The sequence below is a fragment of the Acinetobacter sp. NIPH 817 genome (assembly GCF_000368405.1).
Classification (GTDB): domain Bacteria; phylum Pseudomonadota; class Gammaproteobacteria; order Pseudomonadales; family Moraxellaceae; genus Acinetobacter.
Genome location: NZ_KB849420.1, coordinates 2,253,003 through 2,269,053 on the forward strand (window position 1 = coordinate 2,253,003; position 16,051 = coordinate 2,269,053).

The window sequence follows — 16,051 nt, forward strand, 5'->3', positions numbered from 1 at the left end:
TGAACATCATAGCATAACTAAAATAAAATACTGTGCATTTTATCAACAGTCTGCTACTGATGAACATATTTACATAATTGAGTGTCTTTTGTTTTTTTCAAGGGCCACATAAAAAAGCTGCCAAAAATGACAGCTTTTTTTAAAGTTTGGTCTATAAAGCACCATTGCCTAACACAATACCTTCACGGCGTGGGTCTACCCCACCTGCGTATTTACTCTGATTATTAATATTTACTTTCATAATCGTAGAAATACCGCTGGTTTGCGCAGTGTTGGCAACGCCATGCCCTTTTGCTTTTAAGCCTTCAATCAAATCAAGCAAAGAAAGCTGTACATTCGAGCTATCCACATTGGTGTTTTTGCTATTGGTCGCACCAAAGTTAACAAGCGAGGTCGCCTGCTGTGCATTTAAGTTCCAGTCCAGCGCACCCACCAAAGTTTTAACTACATATTGAATGATGGTACCGCCACCTGGTGAACCTGTTGCCATATAAAACTCATCTGGCGTGGTGCCTTTAAACACTAAAGTTGGCGCCATGGTACTCCGTGGGCGTTTACCACCTTCTACACGGTTGGCAACCAGTGCCCCAGTGCTATCCAGCGGGTTAGCGCTAAAGTCAGTTAACTGGTTTGACAGCAAGAAACCATCCACCATGTGGAATGAACCCATGCTCGATTCAACAGTCGATGTCATTGAAACCACATTGCCATAGGCATCTACAATCGTGAACTGAGTTGTACCATGTTCAACAGTGGTGTCAACACCCGAAGCTGGGTTGAAATTGCCTGCTGGCGCAACGCCCATACTTTGGTTCGGGTTAATCAGTGCTGCACGTTGTTTCAAGTAATTTTTATCAATAAAACTTGCAATACCCTGTGCTGGTAAAGCAACAAAGTCAGTATCTGCCACATATTTATCACGGTCGGCGTAGGCCAAACGTTCTGCCTCAGACACTAAATGTACGCCCATCACATCCGGCACACCACCTTCATTTTCAGGGTTTTTAGGTGGGTAAAGCGACATATCAAAGTTTTCTAAAATACCCAGCGTTTGCGCAACCGCAATCCCTCCCGAAGATGGAGGCGGCATGGTACACACATAGTAACGGTCACGATACGTCGTACAAATCGGGTCGCGTTTTTTAACCTGATAGTTCGATAAATCTTGCAAGGTCATTAAGCTTGGCGTAATTGGAGTTTTTGCTGGGTCATCCCCTAGTGTTTGGCCTGCTTTTGCCACAATCGCTTGAGCAATTGGACCCGTGTGCAGCGCATTTGCGCCTTGTGTGGCAAGTGCTTCTAGGGTTTTTGCATAGGCTTTATTGGTCATGGTCTCACCGACTTTACGAGGTGAACCATCTGTGTAGAAATAGGTTGCCATTGCATTTGCATCGAGCGCTAAGCTGTTTGCATTACTTGCAATGGCATCTGCCAAACGGCCCGGAATGCGGAAACCGTTGTCAGCTAAACCAATCGCCTCACCAAAAAGCTGTTTCCATTCAAGTTTGCCATGTTCTTGTTGTGCTTGTTCAAGCAAACGCATCACACCCGGCACACCAATCGAGCGCCCACTACGGCGGGCACTTGGTACAGGTGCTGGTGAATTTGGGTCATATATATCTTGGCGAATTAAATAATATTCGTTGGCTGCGGCTGGTGCGGTTTCACGACCATCATAAGCCGTAACTTTTTTGGTTTGGGCATCGTAATACATCATAAAGCCACTACCCGCAATGGTGCTCGATTGTGGCTCGACTAAACCTAACACTGCTTGTACCGCAACCGCCGCATCGACTGCACTACCGCCTGCTCTTAAAACATCACAGCCGGCTTTTACCGCCAGTGGCGTGTTTGCCACCACCATATATTTATCAGCGTATTTAACCGTATTACCGAGTCTATAACCCGATGCACCTTCAGGGGCTGCTGGGTCACCATTTTGGTTAGAACCTACGACCACGTTTGAACCGTCTTGTGCCAATTTGCTACAACTGGTCGGGTCATTATCAACAATTAAATTGGGCGGAGTTGTATTTGAGTCATCCTTGGGTTGATCTGAAGAATCATCTCCACATCCTTGTAATAAACCGACTGCTAATAAACTACTGAACAAAAATGAATATTTTATATTCACGTGATAACTCCAATATATACGCTTGCCTATCCATGCAATTGCCATGCAAGCTTCTTTGTTTTCAGGTATTAAGTTTTTTTAATCTTTGATAAAAATAAGGTTTTATAATATTGAATGTTTAAGGGCGTTTTTTCCTGTGCCCTGTCTTAAGCCTCCTTGCTTGATATCACACGCTTTTATATCTGATCTGCCCGATTCTGGCATGCTTTATTTAGTGAAATACAGGCAAAATCTACCATTTATAGACTCGTTCTATTTTTTAGTGGGCCTAAAAAAAGCACCTCCGAAGAGATGCTTTTATATTTAGTGAGATGGCATTCCGCTGACATCTCCTTTGGGTTTCGGACACAGCCAAATGACCAGTCCCGCAAAGACAAACACCATCGCAAACAGCAAAAATACATGGTTTGCCGACATGGTAATCGCTTCTTTATCAACGAGGTTTGAAATAATCCCTAAGGTTGAGTCAGCCGAAAAACCATTTTGCGCAAGGTTATTTTGAACTTCAGCAGTATTTAGGTTTGATACCATTTCACTGCGTGCAACTTTAGCGTGGTCATCCCACACGGTCACTGCAATTGAAGCACCAATCGCTCCTGCCATGGTTCTTAAGAAGTTCATGAGGCCCGCAGCAGATGCAATCTCTTGCTGGAGTACCGAACCAAGTGCAATATTCGACAGTGGAATAAAGAAGAAAGGTACAGCAAAACCTTGCAGGATCTGCGGCCAAGCCAGTGCCATAAAGTCGGCATCTGTGGTCCAGAATGCCCGCATTAAGGTCACACCACCCAGCAGAATCAAACCGAAACTCGCCAGTGCCCGTGGGTCATGTTTAGTCGAAAGCTTTGCCACGATCGGTGACATGGTCAAACTACCAAAGCCCATGGTTGCGGTTAAATAGCCTGCCCATGTTGCGGTATAGGAAAGGTTCATTTGCAGCCACTGTGGAATCAGTACAATACTGCCAAAGAATGCGCCAAAGCCAAGCGATAAGGCCAGTACCGAAATTGCAAAGCCCCTATGCCTAAAGACTTTGACATCCACGACGGGATGCTTATCGGTCAGCTCCCATATGAGGAACACCACAAAACCAATGGCGGCAGTTAAGCCTAACACCACAATGCTGGTGCTATTAAACCAGTCGCGTTCGTGCCCCAAATCGAGCATGAGCTGTAGCGCACCAATCCACAGAATTAACAGACCTAAACCGACAGTATCGATTCTTAAAGAAATCGTTTCTGTTTCGGCTGGTTTAAGCAAACGAATTGCCGCTAAAACACAAACAATGCCGACTGGTATGTTAATAAAGAAAATCCAGTGCCAAGACAGGTTATCACTAATCAGACCACCCAAAATTGGTCCTAAAATTGGCCCAACGACGGTCGTCATTGCCCATAGGCCCATGGCCTGTGCATGCTTTTCTTTAGGGAAAATACGCATCAGCAATGTTTGGCTAAGTGGCATGAGTGGGCCACCGCATAGACCTTGTCCAATACGGAAAAACACCAACATGCCTAACGAGTTTGCTAGCCCGCACAAGAAAGAAAAAATGGTAAAACCAATCAGGCCGAAAATAAAAACCCGAACGGTACCAAAGCGGCCCGCAAGCCAACCTGTTAAAGGTACACAAATCGCTTCTGCAACTGCATACGACGTAACAACCCATGTGCCTTGTGTACTTGAAACAGCAAGGTTACCGGTAATGTGCGGTACAGATACGTTGGCAATGGTCGTATCAAGCACGACCATAAAGTTCGACAAGGCAATAACGAACGCTGCCAGTAATAAACGGCCACCGCTTAGTTCGGCAAAAGGTGTTTGCGTTTTCATAAGCGTTTACTTCGCAGATAAGTCGACTTTTGCTTCCATCGACAAGCCAACACGCAGTGGGTGTTCAGCAAGTTCTTTCGGGTCAAGTGCAATACGAACTGGTAAGCGTTGAACCACTTTAATCCAGTTACCTGTTGCGTTTTGAGCCGGAATTAAGGCAAAGGCAGAACCTGTACCACCAGAGAAGCCCATCACTTTGCCGTGATATTCAACGTCATCGCCATATAAATCTGAAGTCAGCGTAACGATTTGACCCGGACGGACTTTTTTCAACTGACTTTCTTTAAAGTTCGCATCTACATATAAATCATTCAGCGGCACAATCATCATCATGCTGGTGCCCGGTGCAACACGTTGGCCAACTTGAATATTACGACGTGTGACCACACCATCAACTGGCGCACGAATCACGGTACGTTCTAAATCAAGCTGAGCTTGTTCAACATGTGCCTGCGCAACTTGTACATCAGGTGTTGAAACTTCGCTTACACCCTGAATTAAAGCTTCGTTTGCAGCTAAGGTACTTTCAGCAGCTTTACGACTTGAAGATGCTTGCGCTAAACCTGCTTTAGCAAGCTCGAGCCCTGCTTTCGCGGTTTCAACTGCACTTTGTGCCTTAGTGAGTTCTTCTTTAGACACTGCACCAGACGCGGCAAGTTGTGCACGGCGGTTGAGCTCTAACCCAGCTTTGTCGTAGTCGGCTTGCGCTTGAGCAACCTGTGCTTTGGCACTGTTAATTTCGTCAGCACGCACCACAACTTGAGAGTTTAAAGAACTACTGTTTGCCGCAGTTTGTTTGTATTGGCGTTTTGCTTTTGCGAGTTCCGCCTCAGCTTGCGCTAATGCAATTTTGGCATCACGGTCATCAATACGAACCAGCACGTCACCACGATGTACCGTTTGGGTATCTTTTACGACAACCTGAGCGACCTGACCGCTCACCATTGAGGTAATTTGCGCGGTTTCAGCACCGACATAAGCATTATCCGTACTCACGGAATGATTTAAAAATAATGCCCAAATTGCATATAAAATAGCGGCGATCAATAAAATCAGCGCAAAAAAACCAAGAAATTTTTTGCGCTTGTTTTGATTGTTGTCATCCGAGGCAGATGTTGTTGGCACTGTTTCTTCTACATTGCTTTGTGCATCAGTCATGGTATGTTCCTAAAGATGAGTTGGCTTTGCCATCAATCTCGCACTACACCTTGTTATAGAGTTTTTATTTTTCTATAAACAAGACATATCGCATTGTCAAAGGAGCTAATTTTAACGCTAAAACCTCATAATATGAGAATAAAAATTTATAACTCATGCGTTCGTTCTAATTAAATTAATGTTTATCTCAAAGTTTTTATGAAAATTTTAGCTTTTCAAACACTAAAAAAAGCGCACTTGGCGCTTTTAAATGGTTCAATTCATTGCTTAATAGGCATATGAAGCAATACCCGCAGCAATCGCTTTATCTTCATCATTGACCATGGTCATGCGCATGGTGCAGCCTTTACGACCTAAACGTAACACTTCGGCACGGGCAATAAAATACTTACCACGCCCCGGTGCTAAATAATCTACACGCATATCGACTGTTGCCAAACGCGACACTTGTTTAATGGTTTCAGTTAAAGTTTCTGGGGTCGAACGGCGATAGAGATGTTCCATTGCCACAATTCCACCAATACTATCGAGCAAGGTCGCAGCAACGCCGCCATGCAAAATCTGAAATGCCAGATTGCCAATCAGGTTGGGTTGCATCTCGATATAGCCTTCAATGTGCCCGTCCACCACACGCATAATCATTCCACTATGCTTAAAAAAAGGAGAGCTATTAAACGCTTTACATAATTGGTTGAGCACTACAGTTAGGTCTGTTTTTGCACCTAAATGGATGTTCCCAGTCCAATTTTTCTTTTCATCACTCATACATTGCCTAAATTTAAAAGCATGATAAACACCCATAATTTTGTACAAATCCAGCATTATGGGGCTACAATACAGCAGTCGGTTGACAGTAATGGAATATCCGCCAACCTATCCTAGTGTAATACCGAACATCGAGATTGTTATGACTTATACGTTCAATCGTCCTGCATTTCCAGCCACTCGCATGCGCCGTATCCGTAAAAATGACCAGTTGCGTGCGATGGTCAGCGAAACACAGCTCACTACCAATCACTTGATTTATCCAGTATTTGTATTACCGGGACAAAATCAGACCCAAGATATTCCAAGTATGCCAAACATTCAGCGTTTGTCGGCAGATTTGTTACTGAAAAAAGCTGAAAGACTTCTGGAATTGGGCGTATCAAAACTGGCTCTTTTTCCAGTTACCCCACAAGAAGATAAAAGCCTCACCGCAGAAGCTGCATGGCATGAAGATGGTTTAGTACAAACCACCTGCCGTTTGCTTAAAAAAGAATTACCAGAAATGGTGTTAATCACTGATGGTGCCCTCGACCCATACACCACGCATGGGCAAGATGGCATTATTGATGAAACTGGCTATGTGCTGAATGACGAGACTGTAGAATGCTTGATTAAACAAGCGTTAAGTCACGCAGAAGCAGGTGCTGAAGTGATTGCACCAAGTGACATGATGGATGGCCGTATTGGCGCAATTCGTCAGGCTTTAGAAGCCAATGGTCACATCTATACCAACATCATGGCCTACTCTGCGAAATATGCATCTAGCTTTTATGGCCCGTTCCGTGATGCTGTTGGCTCTGCATCCAACCTAAAAGGTGGTAATAAATATAACTACCAGATGGACTTTGCCAACCGTGCCGAAGCTTTACATGAAATCGCACTTGATATTCAAGAAGGCGCCGACATGGTAATTGTAAAACCGGGCATGCCATATCTGGATGTGGTACGTGAAGTGAAAGATACCTTTGGTGTTCCGACATTCATTTATCAAGTGAGTGGCGAATACGCCATGTTAGCTGGCGCAATTCAAAATGGCTGGTTATCAGATTCAGTCATTTTAGAATCACTCATGTGCTGCCGCCGCGCAGGTGCAGACGGAATCTGGACTTACTTTGCAGAAACTGCTGCCGAAAAACTCAAGGAAATGAACTAAGTTCGCAGAGAAAGGATAACACTGCATGCATATTGCAATTATTGGCGCGGGCATAAGTGGATTAATGTCTGCGCTGGAGTTGGTTGAACAAGGCTGTACCATCAGCATTTTTGATCAACAACAAGCGGGACAAGCAGCCTCTTGGGCTGGCGGAGGCATTCTCTCTCCAATGTATCCGTGGCGCTATGTGCATGCAGTGAACCAACTTGCTCAATTTGGCAAAGCCTCTTATCAAGCATGGAATCAAAAGCTCCACCCTGTTACAGGCATTGATTTTGAAATTCATGACACAGGCATGCTGATTTTTGATGAAGAAGATTTTGACGTTGGACTTTCTTACGCCGAGCAGCATCAAGAACCAATGCAACGCTGTGAATACTTACAGCGAGATGCGCTAGAACAAGTCAATCCACATATTTCCGATCAGTTTCAAGAAGCCATTTATTTCCCTGAACTGTCTAATATCCGTAATCCACGCGTTTTACAGTCCCTGATTAGTTATTTAAAACAACATCCCAATGTTGAGTTTTTTGAGCACTCTGCTGTTAAAAAACTGATTCAACAGGGCGATGTGATACAAGCCCTACAAACCGAAGATGGTCGCAAACATACAGCAGACCATTTTGTAATAACTTCGGGCGCTTGGAGCCATTACTGGAACTCACAATTACAACTCGAAATTCCAGTCGAACCTGTTCAAGGTCAAATGCTGCTATTTAAAACTCCTGCTCACTGGCTACCAACCATGTGTATGAATCGAGTCATGTATTTGATTCCACGTATGGACGGTCATGTCGTGTGTGGTTCTAGCATGGCGCATCGTGGTTTTGACACCTCTACCGATGAAACCACCCAGCACAATATTTTAGAAGCATGTTTAGAAATGGTGCCTGAACTGGCCGATTTCTCGATCGTACATCGCTGGGCAGGGCTCAGACCAAGTTCACCAAATGGCGTTCCGTACATTGGCAAAATGCCTGAAATGGACAACCTCTGGGCAAACTTTGGTCATTTTAGAAATGGTTTGTGTATGGGTGCAGGTTCTGCGCAATTGCTCCGTCAGCTTATGTTGGGTCAACCAACATTAGTGGATGCCAAAGCATATTCTCCAGAGCGCTTGCAAAATAGAATCTTAGCCTGACGCCAATATATTCTCTAAAGCCATTTTTAATTGAGGATAAGCAAACACAAATCCTTCTGCTTGCAGGGCTGCGGGTTTGACGTATTGACCATTTAAAATCAATTGAGACTGTTCACCCAACAAACAGCGAAAAACCGTGCTCGGTGCCGACAATATTGGTTTCTTATTGAGTACCGCGGCAGCTTGTTCAACAAAAGTTTGTTGAGTCACATTTTCTGGTGCGACCACATTATGAATTTGAGCAGATTGAGGGTGCTTAAATATAAACTCGATGGCGCTTAATACATCTTCAATGTGTACCCAAACCACAGGCTGACGCCCGTGACCAATTTGACCGACCAAATTGAGTCGAATCGGAAGTAACATTTTAGGCAAGATGCCACCACCTTGCCCAAACACCACACCTAAGCGAATAATTTTAGTATTTTGCTGAGTATCGGCTAAAGCAGCATGTTCCCACTCTTGGCAAAGCTCGGACATAAAAATAGGCTGTGGTGAACTTTGTTCAGTGCACGCTTCTGCCCACTTTTCTTGATCATCTATTCCGTAATAACCAATGGCCGAACCAGACACAATCACTTCTGGAAAAATTTCAGATTGCTTGAGCCACGCATATAACTTTCGTGTCGTGTTTACTCGGCTTTCAATGAGTTGTTTTTTACGCGACTCGGTCCAACGTTTTTCGCCAATATTTGCGCCTGCCAAATTCACCACATAGTCAATTTGCCGTGTCGTAATATCTTCGAACTTTTGCACCCACTGTAAGGCAGGATGGTCAGATATCTTTCCAGCCTGCCGTGTCACAGCAATCACGTTATAATTTTTTTGCAGCAGGAACTTAATTAAATGTGTTCCGATAAACCCACTGGCACCCGTGATTAATACATTCTTATTCATATTTCCTCCAAAACCGAGGACGCAAGTTTTATTTAATTATATAAGACTCATTTATATTTAATCGTAGCTGTTTATGTAGTGATCTATTACACATTAAACATTTTGTCTGCCATTCGCTGTGCCTGTTTGCCGTAAAACCAGTAGGTAATTAAATAAAGCGGGATAGCTAACATTAAAAGCATAATCACCATAATGCTCAAGAACTGGGGCTGTTTGAGATAAAGCATAAAGTTTTGCAAAATCTCTGGGTCTTTTCTAGCAAATAAAAACAGGCCAAATAAAACACCACATAAGTTATAGCCCCAAAAAATCAGGGTAAAACCTAAAGTAAATTTCTTTTTTTCTTGTACAGTCGGTGCACGGCGTTCTTTCTTTAAAAATTTAAATAAGACAAAAATCATTGCGCCTAAATATGGAACGGCTGTTAAAATACCGCCTACACTCGCTGGTAATAGTGCTGCAACCACACCTACAATTAAGGTAAGCACGATGCATAAACCAAAAAACCAGAGAAAGTAAGAACGTAATTTGGTCATATTTTTGCCTAATTTATGGGTTCAAAAAATAATTATAAATTTTTTTTCGATTTTTTTTCATTTTTCTGTCAACCAATTCGAATCTCTTGACGTTATATAGGGTAATAAGGTCGCAGCAACCGAATACTTCCTTTGCACGGCATCCGCAAAATTGTTTCGGTGACCTTTCATTACGACGCTTTTCTTCCTTCAGATTAGGTTTTGTTAGCAGCCGAAACCCTTGATGAAGTTTTTGACCGACGATTCTCTCATCACTCGAATCGTCGGTTTTTATTTTCTAGCACTTTCATTTATTTTACGCTCAGCATACACAATAGCCCTTTCGTGGCTATAAAAGCTATGCGTATACTTTTTGCACCATAAAAATATGTTTTAAATAATATGAACAACATTGCCTATTTTGAAATCCAGTCTTCAAACCCTGCCCGCGATGCGCAGTTTTATCAAGCTGTGTTCGGTTGGCAATTTAAACTTGATGAAAATTTACCAATTGAATATTATCGTATCGAAACGCCGTCACTCATGGGTGGACTTTTAAAACGTCCGGCTCAAACCCCACCCATGGAGTATGGTACCAATGCATTTACCTGTTCGGTTCAAGTAGAAAACTTTGATGAAGTTGCTGCCAAAATTTTAGCGCAAGGTGGCATTGTCGCAATGGATAAATTCGCTCTTCCCGGTCGTGCTTGGCATGGCTACTTTGTCGATTTAGACCATAACGTTTTTGGTATTTTCCAAGTCGATGAAAATGCAGCTTAAAGATATTATTTAACAATTTTATTAATTTATAGCCACCGTCTTTTAAATGGTGGCTATTTCATATTTATTATTCGGCAAAACTAAAAGTGGCTTCACATGTAATTGGGAAATTCACCGAATTGGCAATCATGCATTCATGATGAGCCTCTTCATGTAATTTTGCCGCAAGCTCTTGGTCTGCACCTTTTTCTAAAACGACTTCGGGTCTTAAAATAATTTGAGTAAAGTGACCACGTTTGACTGGATCTGTATCTTCCATAAATCCAAGTGCGTGATCGACATAACTCAGCACATGAATATGGTTGACTGCACAAAGGTGCAAGTACCAAAGCTTATGACAAGCTGAGGCAGATGCGACCAATAAATCTTCAGGGTTCCATCTGGTCACATCACCTAAATAGGCTGGGTCTGAAGAACCTTGAATCGTGGTTTTCTGCGGATGTTGAATACTAAAGTCTCTTTTATATGAACGGTAAGATGAAGTGCCTGTTCCTGTATTCCCTTCCCACTGTATTTTTACTTCGTATTCATGAATGGTCATTTTGTTCTCAAAGTTCATGGTTTAAGTCGATAGTAACAAAGCAAAGTTTAAAGTGAAAAATTAATTTAAGTTCCAACTTAGGCTTAAATAACGAGCACTTTAAAATGTCTTGATAAAATCTCCTGTCAATTTATGCTAACGTATCTGTGTTTATTTTGGCTTGATGTCTGTTTCTATGTCCGTACATTTTCTACATACTTCTGACTGGCATTTGGGGCAGTTTTTTTATAATCATTCACGACACTACGAACACCAACAATTTTTAAGCTGGTTACTCACTCAAATTCAAGAAAAACAACCACATGCCCTGCTTATTGCCGGCGATATTTTTGATGTCATTAACCCAGGTTCTCAGGCACAAAAACAACTCTACCAATTTTTAGCAGATGCGCACCGTATTGCACCACACATGCAAACGCTCATGATTGCGGGTAACCATGACTCAGGCTACCGTATTGAACAGGTCGAACCTCTTTTAGAAAAATACAATGCAAAAACCGTGGGCGTAGTTCGCTGGAATGAAGATAAAACCCTAGATCTCGATCGACTACTTTTACCTATTTATAATCAAAATCAGGATATTGTGGCGTGGTGTCTTGCCCTACCTTTTTTACGCTCAGCCGAAATTACAGGCTTTAATGAACATACCACCAATAGCAAAAATGCGATTGCCTATTTGCACCAGCAACTCATTGCCGAAGCCAAACGTCGTAAAACGCCAGACCAAGCATTGATTTTGATGTCGCATGCGCATATGCAAGGTGGAGAAACATCCGACTCTGAACGCCCAATCATTATTGGTAACGAAGAGGCACTTTCAACGACTTTATTTGAAGATGCTGTCGACTATGTTGCTTTAGGGCACTTACATAAACCACAAAAAGTAGGCCAGCCGCATATCCGTTATAGTGGCTCGCCTATTCCACTGTCTTTTAGTGAAATTAACTATAAGCACCAAGTGGTTGAGGTCAAAATTGACCCGACTCAAGAGGCAGATAGCCGTTTGCAATTTGAAGCTGTAGAAATTCCACGTTGCATACAGTTGCACCGCATTCGTGGTGAATTAAATGAAGTGCTGCAACAACTCAAAGCCTTGCCTCATGGTGTGATTGAAAATATTGACCACCGTGAATATGTCGATATTGAATATTATAGCTTAACGCCGCCACAGCCTAATCTACGTCAGCAGTTTGAAGCGGCCCTACCACCTGACCGCTATCGTTTAGTACGTATTTCACGTCAATATGTGAATAAAGACTCGACCGACTCAAATATTACTCAGAAAATCGCACTTGAACCACCAACACCAGAAAAACTCTTTCAAAATATCTGGGAAAAACAAGGTTACAACGCCGATGATGCAGTCTTAAAAGATTTTCTAAGCCTAGTACAAGAAGCACAAAAACATCTTGAAAATGATGCAACCCCTTAAGGATATGTCATGAAAATTTTATCCATTCGAATAAAAAATCTGGCATCTCTTTCTGATGAACATTTTATTGATTTTGAAAGTGCGCCTCTTGCCCATGCAGGTCTCATTGCGATTGTAGGGAAAACTGGTGCTGGTAAGTCGACTATTTTAGATGCCATGTGTCTGGCTTTGTTTAATCGGGTTCCTCGCCTTAAAGACAGCGATGGTAAATTAAAAGATGTCGATGGTTCTGAGTTACTGACCAATTCACCACTCACTGTCTTACGCCGTGGTACAGGACATGGTTTTGCGGAACTTTGCTTTGTCGCACAAGATCAAAAACGTTATTTGGCACGCTGGGAAATTAAACGTGCACGTGAAAACCCAAATGGCAAATTACAAAGTGTGCAGCGCCATTTAAAATGCCTGACCGATGGCGTGGTACTTGCCGACAAAGCCAAAGCGGTTGATGAAAAAGTTAAACAAATTACCCAGCTTTCTTTTGAACAATTTACGCGTGCCGTATTACTTGCTCAGTCAGAAGTGACCGCATTTTTAAAAGCACGAGACAGCGAACGTGGTGAGTTACTCGAGTACCTAACCAACTCCAGCATTTTCGCCAAAATTGGTGAGCTGGCTTTTCGTAAAACAGCAGATATTGCAAAGCAGCGTAAACAGCTTGAAGAGTTCTTAGGCCATATCGAAATTTTGTCTGATGAAGAGATTGCTGCATTTACTGAACAATATCAGCAGGCTGAACAAAATCATCAAAAGTTAGAACAACAAAAGAATGTCTTAGACAAACAGCAACAATGGTTTGAGCGCAAAGCGAAACTTGCCCAAGAAGTTCAAGCTAAACAGCAACAGTTTCAAACCCAGCAAAATCACCATCAGCAACTTGCGCCTGAACGTGAGCAATTACAACGGCTCGAAGTTTTCTCTGAAATACGCCAGCAGGTTTTTCAACAATCTCAAAATTTACAAACGCTACAACAACTTGAGCCGCATATTCAGCAAGCACAAACCAAGTTTAATGAGTTGGTGCAAGTGTTCGAAACGGGTCAAAAACAATATCAACTTGCAGAACAGCAGCTCAAACAGACGCTCGATTTTGAGCAACAGCATCAACAAGCTTTAAATCAAGTTCGACAGTCCATTCAAGAACGTGCCTTTATTGCCGATGAATATAAAAAGTGCAAAGAAAAGAAAAATGTATTTGAGCAAAAACTCGGTCCATTGCAACAGCAGCAAAACACTGTGCAACAGCATATTGCACAGCTTCAACAAGACCAAGTTCATCTACAACAGCAGCTTACCCAGACTCAGCAATACGCTGTATTAGACAAAGGCCTCTCAGCACATCTACATCAGCTCGGGCAGTTTATTCAAAACTATGAAGCGATTGAACAACAGCTTGGCAATCCTAGCCTTGCCCGCCAAAAGGTAACGGAAGCTAAAAGTGAACTTGAACAACTGACAGCTTCACTCGGCACAGTTGAACAAATTGAGTTAAAGCTTGAACAGCAACGTAAAGACAAAGAACAAAAGCTTGCTCAAATCACTCAGCTAGATCTTACTCAACAGAAAGTTAAAATTTATCATGAGTTATATGCTGAGCTTCAGCAATTCACTGAAAAACAAACTCAAGTCTCAGCCCAAGAACAGCAACTTAAAACCGTTTGCCAGTTAGCTGAACAAGACTACCAAACAGCAAAAACTGAACGTGAAAAGTTACAGCACATCCTGCAACAGCAGCGTTTATTACACACCGAAAATATTGAGCAGTTACGAGCCAATCTTAAAGATGGTGAAGCTTGTTTAGTCTGTGGAAGCACACACCATCCCTATCGTGTTGACAACAGTGCAGTCTCTAAAGCTTTATTCGACTTGCAGCAACAGCAAGAGCAACAAGCTATTGCACTCGAGCAAACTAAATTTAACGCATGGCAAAACCAACAACATTCGCTCACCCAGTGTAGTGCCGAGCTTGAGCAAGTTCAGAAGTACTTAACTCAACTTAAAACCAAACAATCAAGCTTGCAGCAAGAGCTTGAGCAAACGTTTAACCTCAATCAATTACATATTGAGCTTAATCAAGCTCCTGCGCAGATCTTGCAAACGCTGAACGAACTCAGACAAACCGCACAAACTGCCATAAGTTCATTTGACTCAGAAAACTTGCGTTTAGTCCAAGCGATTAAACAGCACAATCAGCTCGTTCAGTCTATTCAACGTAATGAAAGTTTGCTTAATACAGCACAACAATGGCAACAACAAGTTCAACATATTGTTGAGTGCTTGTCTGAAACAGAACAGCATGCATGGCAGCAGTCGAGTAGCCAAACGGCTAAGCAGACTTGGACTATTCTTGATGCACGCGCTAAGCAGCTTGAGCAACAAGAACAGCTTGCACAGCGTTTTGAACAGCAGCAACAAGACCTTAAAATGTTAGTTGCCAACCTTGAGCAAATGGTCAAACAAATTGATGAGGTCGATCAAAATCTCAAAGAGATTACGCTTAAAGGTCAGCAAAATAATGAAAAAGCGGTGTCGCTCATTCAGCAAATGACGGGCCGTGCTGACATTAAACCGCACGAATGGTTAATTGAACACGATGCTAAACGTCAGCAGCAACAAACCGCGTATCATGAAGCTAAACAGCGTTTCGAACAAACTAGACAGCACTTTGAGCAGCAGAAACAATCGCTCGATCAGCTCAAGCATCAACATCAACACACCTCGCAACATCAACAGCAGGTTGATGAGCAAATTCAAAACTGGTTAAAAGCGCATGCTGATTTTCAAGCCTCTGATCTTACGGCGCTCATGCAAATTAATTCAACTCAAGAGCAAGATATTCGTAATCGTCTTAATCATGCCGAACGTTTATTAAGTGAAGCTTCTTCTGCACTTAAGACCATGCAAGAGCAATTAAGCGAGCACTTACAAACTCAGCCAGATATTGAATATGAAAAGCTTGTTAGTCTCATTCAAGACAATATTGCAGAGCTCAAAGCACAGCTTGAAGTACGTGATCGACTGAAGCTTAAGCTTGAAGTACATCAGCAAAACCTTGCGAAGCAGCAACAATACGCTGAGCAAATTCAAAATATTCAGCATGAAGAGCATCGTTGGAGCAAAATTTCAGGTCTGATTGGGGATGCTAAAGGTAAAGAGTTCCGTGACTATGCCCAGCAATATCACCTAGATATTTTAGTTGAACATGCCAATCAGCAACTGGCGATGCTTTCTCAACGCTATACGCTAAAACGTCTTGATCAGTCCTTAAGCCTTGCGATTATTGACCACGATATGGATGGAGAAACCCGCTCCGTTGCATCTTTATCTGGCGGTGAGTCGTTCTTAACTGCCCTTGCCTTGTCTTTAGCCATTGCCAATATGGCCTCGGGTTCAATGAAAATTGAATCGCTGTTTATTGATGAAGGTTTTGGCACTTTAGATGCCTCATCTTTGCATATGGTTATGAATGCTTTAGATCAATTGCAAAATCAGGGTCGTCAGGTCATTCTCATTTCACACATTCAAGAAATGCACGAGCGTATTCCTGTACAAATTCAGGTGAAACCTCTTGGTGCGGGTGCAAGTACCATTGAAGTCGTAGGCTAATTTATTAGGATTTCATATCTTAGACTTGATTGAATCTTATATAACAAAGGGGCTTATGTTCTACGCCCCTTTTTCTTGTATGGTCTTGTACTAATT

12 protein-coding genes are annotated in these 16,051 nt (G+C 42.5%); 5 read left to right on the forward strand and 7 right to left on the reverse strand.

The genetic code is table 11. The features are described 5' to 3' along the window. Window positions 1–151: 151 nt before the first annotated feature. The 4 genes from ggt to F968_RS14290 all read right to left on the reverse strand — a co-directional run bounded on the left by ggt (window position 152) and on the right by F968_RS14290 (window position 5,887). On the reverse strand, window positions 152–2,134 hold the full coding sequence (gene ggt, locus F968_RS14275; protein ID WP_034596674.1) for a gamma-glutamyltransferase: 1,983 nt from the start codon (window positions 2,132–2,134) through the stop codon (window positions 152–154). Window positions 2,135–2,437: 303 nt separating this feature from the next. Further along, on the reverse strand, window positions 2,438–3,964 hold the full coding sequence (locus tag F968_RS14280; protein WP_004794097.1) for a DHA2 family efflux MFS transporter permease subunit: 1,527 nt from the start codon (window positions 3,962–3,964) through the stop codon (window positions 2,438–2,440). Window positions 3,965–3,970: 6 nt separating this feature from the next. Beyond that, window positions 3,971–5,122: an EmrA/EmrK family multidrug efflux transporter periplasmic adaptor subunit gene (locus F968_RS14285; RefSeq protein WP_004794098.1), complete on the reverse strand. Its 1,152-nt coding sequence runs from the start codon at window positions 5,120–5,122 to the stop codon at window positions 3,971–3,973. A 267-nt stretch (window positions 5,123–5,389) separates the two neighbouring features. Further along, complete coding sequence (locus F968_RS14290) at window positions 5,390–5,887, reverse strand: thioesterase family protein (protein WP_004703260.1); 498 nt, start codon at window positions 5,885–5,887, stop codon at window positions 5,390–5,392. A 142-nt stretch (window positions 5,888–6,029) separates the two neighbouring features. Here F968_RS14290 and hemB point away from each other — a divergent pair, with 142 nt between their 5' ends. Continuing rightward, entirely contained in the window at window positions 6,030–7,043 is a 1,014-nt protein-coding gene (gene hemB, locus F968_RS14295; protein ID WP_004794101.1) for a porphobilinogen synthase, read from the forward strand. Between the two features lie 25 nt (window positions 7,044–7,068). After that, the gene (locus tag F968_RS14300; protein ID WP_004794102.1) at window positions 7,069–8,184 is read left to right on the forward strand and encodes an NAD(P)/FAD-dependent oxidoreductase; all 1,116 of its coding nucleotides are present in this window, start codon (window positions 7,069–7,071) and stop codon (window positions 8,182–8,184) included. On the opposite strand, the gene F968_RS14305 is transcribed toward F968_RS14300, so the two are convergent. Next, window positions 8,176–9,081: a TIGR01777 family oxidoreductase gene (locus tag F968_RS14305; protein WP_004794104.1), complete on the reverse strand. Its 906-nt coding sequence runs from the start codon at window positions 9,079–9,081 to the stop codon at window positions 8,176–8,178. The genes F968_RS14300 and F968_RS14305 overlap by 9 nt on opposite strands. Window positions 9,082–9,167: 86 nt before the next feature. Next, complete coding sequence (locus F968_RS14310; protein WP_004794106.1) at window positions 9,168–9,617, reverse strand: ABZJ_00895 family protein; 450 nt, start codon at window positions 9,615–9,617, stop codon at window positions 9,168–9,170. 381 nt (window positions 9,618–9,998) lie between these two features. On the opposite strand from F968_RS14310, the gene F968_RS14315 reads away from it, so the two are divergent. Continuing rightward, window positions 9,999–10,376 (forward strand): VOC family protein, encoded by a 378-nt coding sequence (locus F968_RS14315; protein WP_004794108.1) that lies wholly within the window; start codon window positions 9,999–10,001, stop codon window positions 10,374–10,376. 67 nt (window positions 10,377–10,443) lie between these two features. On the opposite strand, the gene F968_RS14320 is transcribed toward F968_RS14315, so the two are convergent. Continuing rightward, window positions 10,444–10,917, reverse strand: a complete 474-nt coding sequence (locus F968_RS14320) for an OsmC family protein (RefSeq protein WP_004794109.1) — start codon at window positions 10,915–10,917, stop codon at window positions 10,444–10,446. A 163-nt stretch (window positions 10,918–11,080) separates the two neighbouring features. Between F968_RS14320 and F968_RS14325 the strand changes: the two genes are divergently transcribed. Then, window positions 11,081–12,349: an exonuclease SbcCD subunit D gene (locus F968_RS14325; protein WP_004794111.1), complete on the forward strand. Its 1,269-nt coding sequence runs from the start codon at window positions 11,081–11,083 to the stop codon at window positions 12,347–12,349. Window positions 12,350–12,358: 9 nt separating this feature from the next. Next, entirely contained in the window at window positions 12,359–15,955 is a 3,597-nt protein-coding gene (locus tag F968_RS14330) for an AAA family ATPase (RefSeq protein ID WP_004794113.1), read from the forward strand. Window positions 15,956–16,051 lie beyond the last annotated feature (96 nt).

What these genes read in the sequence shown, in the direction of transcription:
- F968_RS14325 (WP_004794111.1), top strand. Translation starts at nt 11,081, where the DNA reads ATGTCTGTTTCTATGTCCGTACATTTTCTACATACTTCTGACTGGCAT.
- F968_RS14290 (WP_004703260.1), bottom strand. Translation starts at nt 5,887, where the DNA reads ATGAGTGATGAAAAGAAAAATTGGACTGGGAACATCCATTTAGGTGCA.
- F968_RS14300 (WP_004794102.1), top strand. Translation starts at nt 7,069, where the DNA reads ATGCATATTGCAATTATTGGCGCGGGCATAAGTGGATTAATGTCTGCG.
- F968_RS14305 (WP_004794104.1), bottom strand. Translation starts at nt 9,081, where the DNA reads ATGAATAAGAATGTATTAATCACGGGTGCCAGTGGGTTTATCGGAACA.
- F968_RS14285 (WP_004794098.1), bottom strand. Translation starts at nt 5,122, where the DNA reads ATGACTGATGCACAAAGCAATGTAGAAGAAACAGTGCCAACAACATCT.
- F968_RS14280 (WP_004794097.1), bottom strand. Translation starts at nt 3,964, where the DNA reads ATGAAAACGCAAACACCTTTTGCCGAACTAAGCGGTGGCCGTTTATTA.
- F968_RS14315 (WP_004794108.1), top strand. Translation starts at nt 9,999, where the DNA reads ATGAACAACATTGCCTATTTTGAAATCCAGTCTTCAAACCCTGCCCGC.
- hemB (WP_004794101.1), top strand. Translation starts at nt 6,030, where the DNA reads ATGACTTATACGTTCAATCGTCCTGCATTTCCAGCCACTCGCATGCGC.
- F968_RS14310 (WP_004794106.1), bottom strand. Translation starts at nt 9,617, where the DNA reads ATGACCAAATTACGTTCTTACTTTCTCTGGTTTTTTGGTTTATGCATC.
- F968_RS14330 (WP_004794113.1), top strand. Translation starts at nt 12,359, where the DNA reads ATGAAAATTTTATCCATTCGAATAAAAAATCTGGCATCTCTTTCTGAT.
- F968_RS14320 (WP_004794109.1), bottom strand. Translation starts at nt 10,917, where the DNA reads ATGACCATTCATGAATACGAAGTAAAAATACAGTGGGAAGGGAATACA.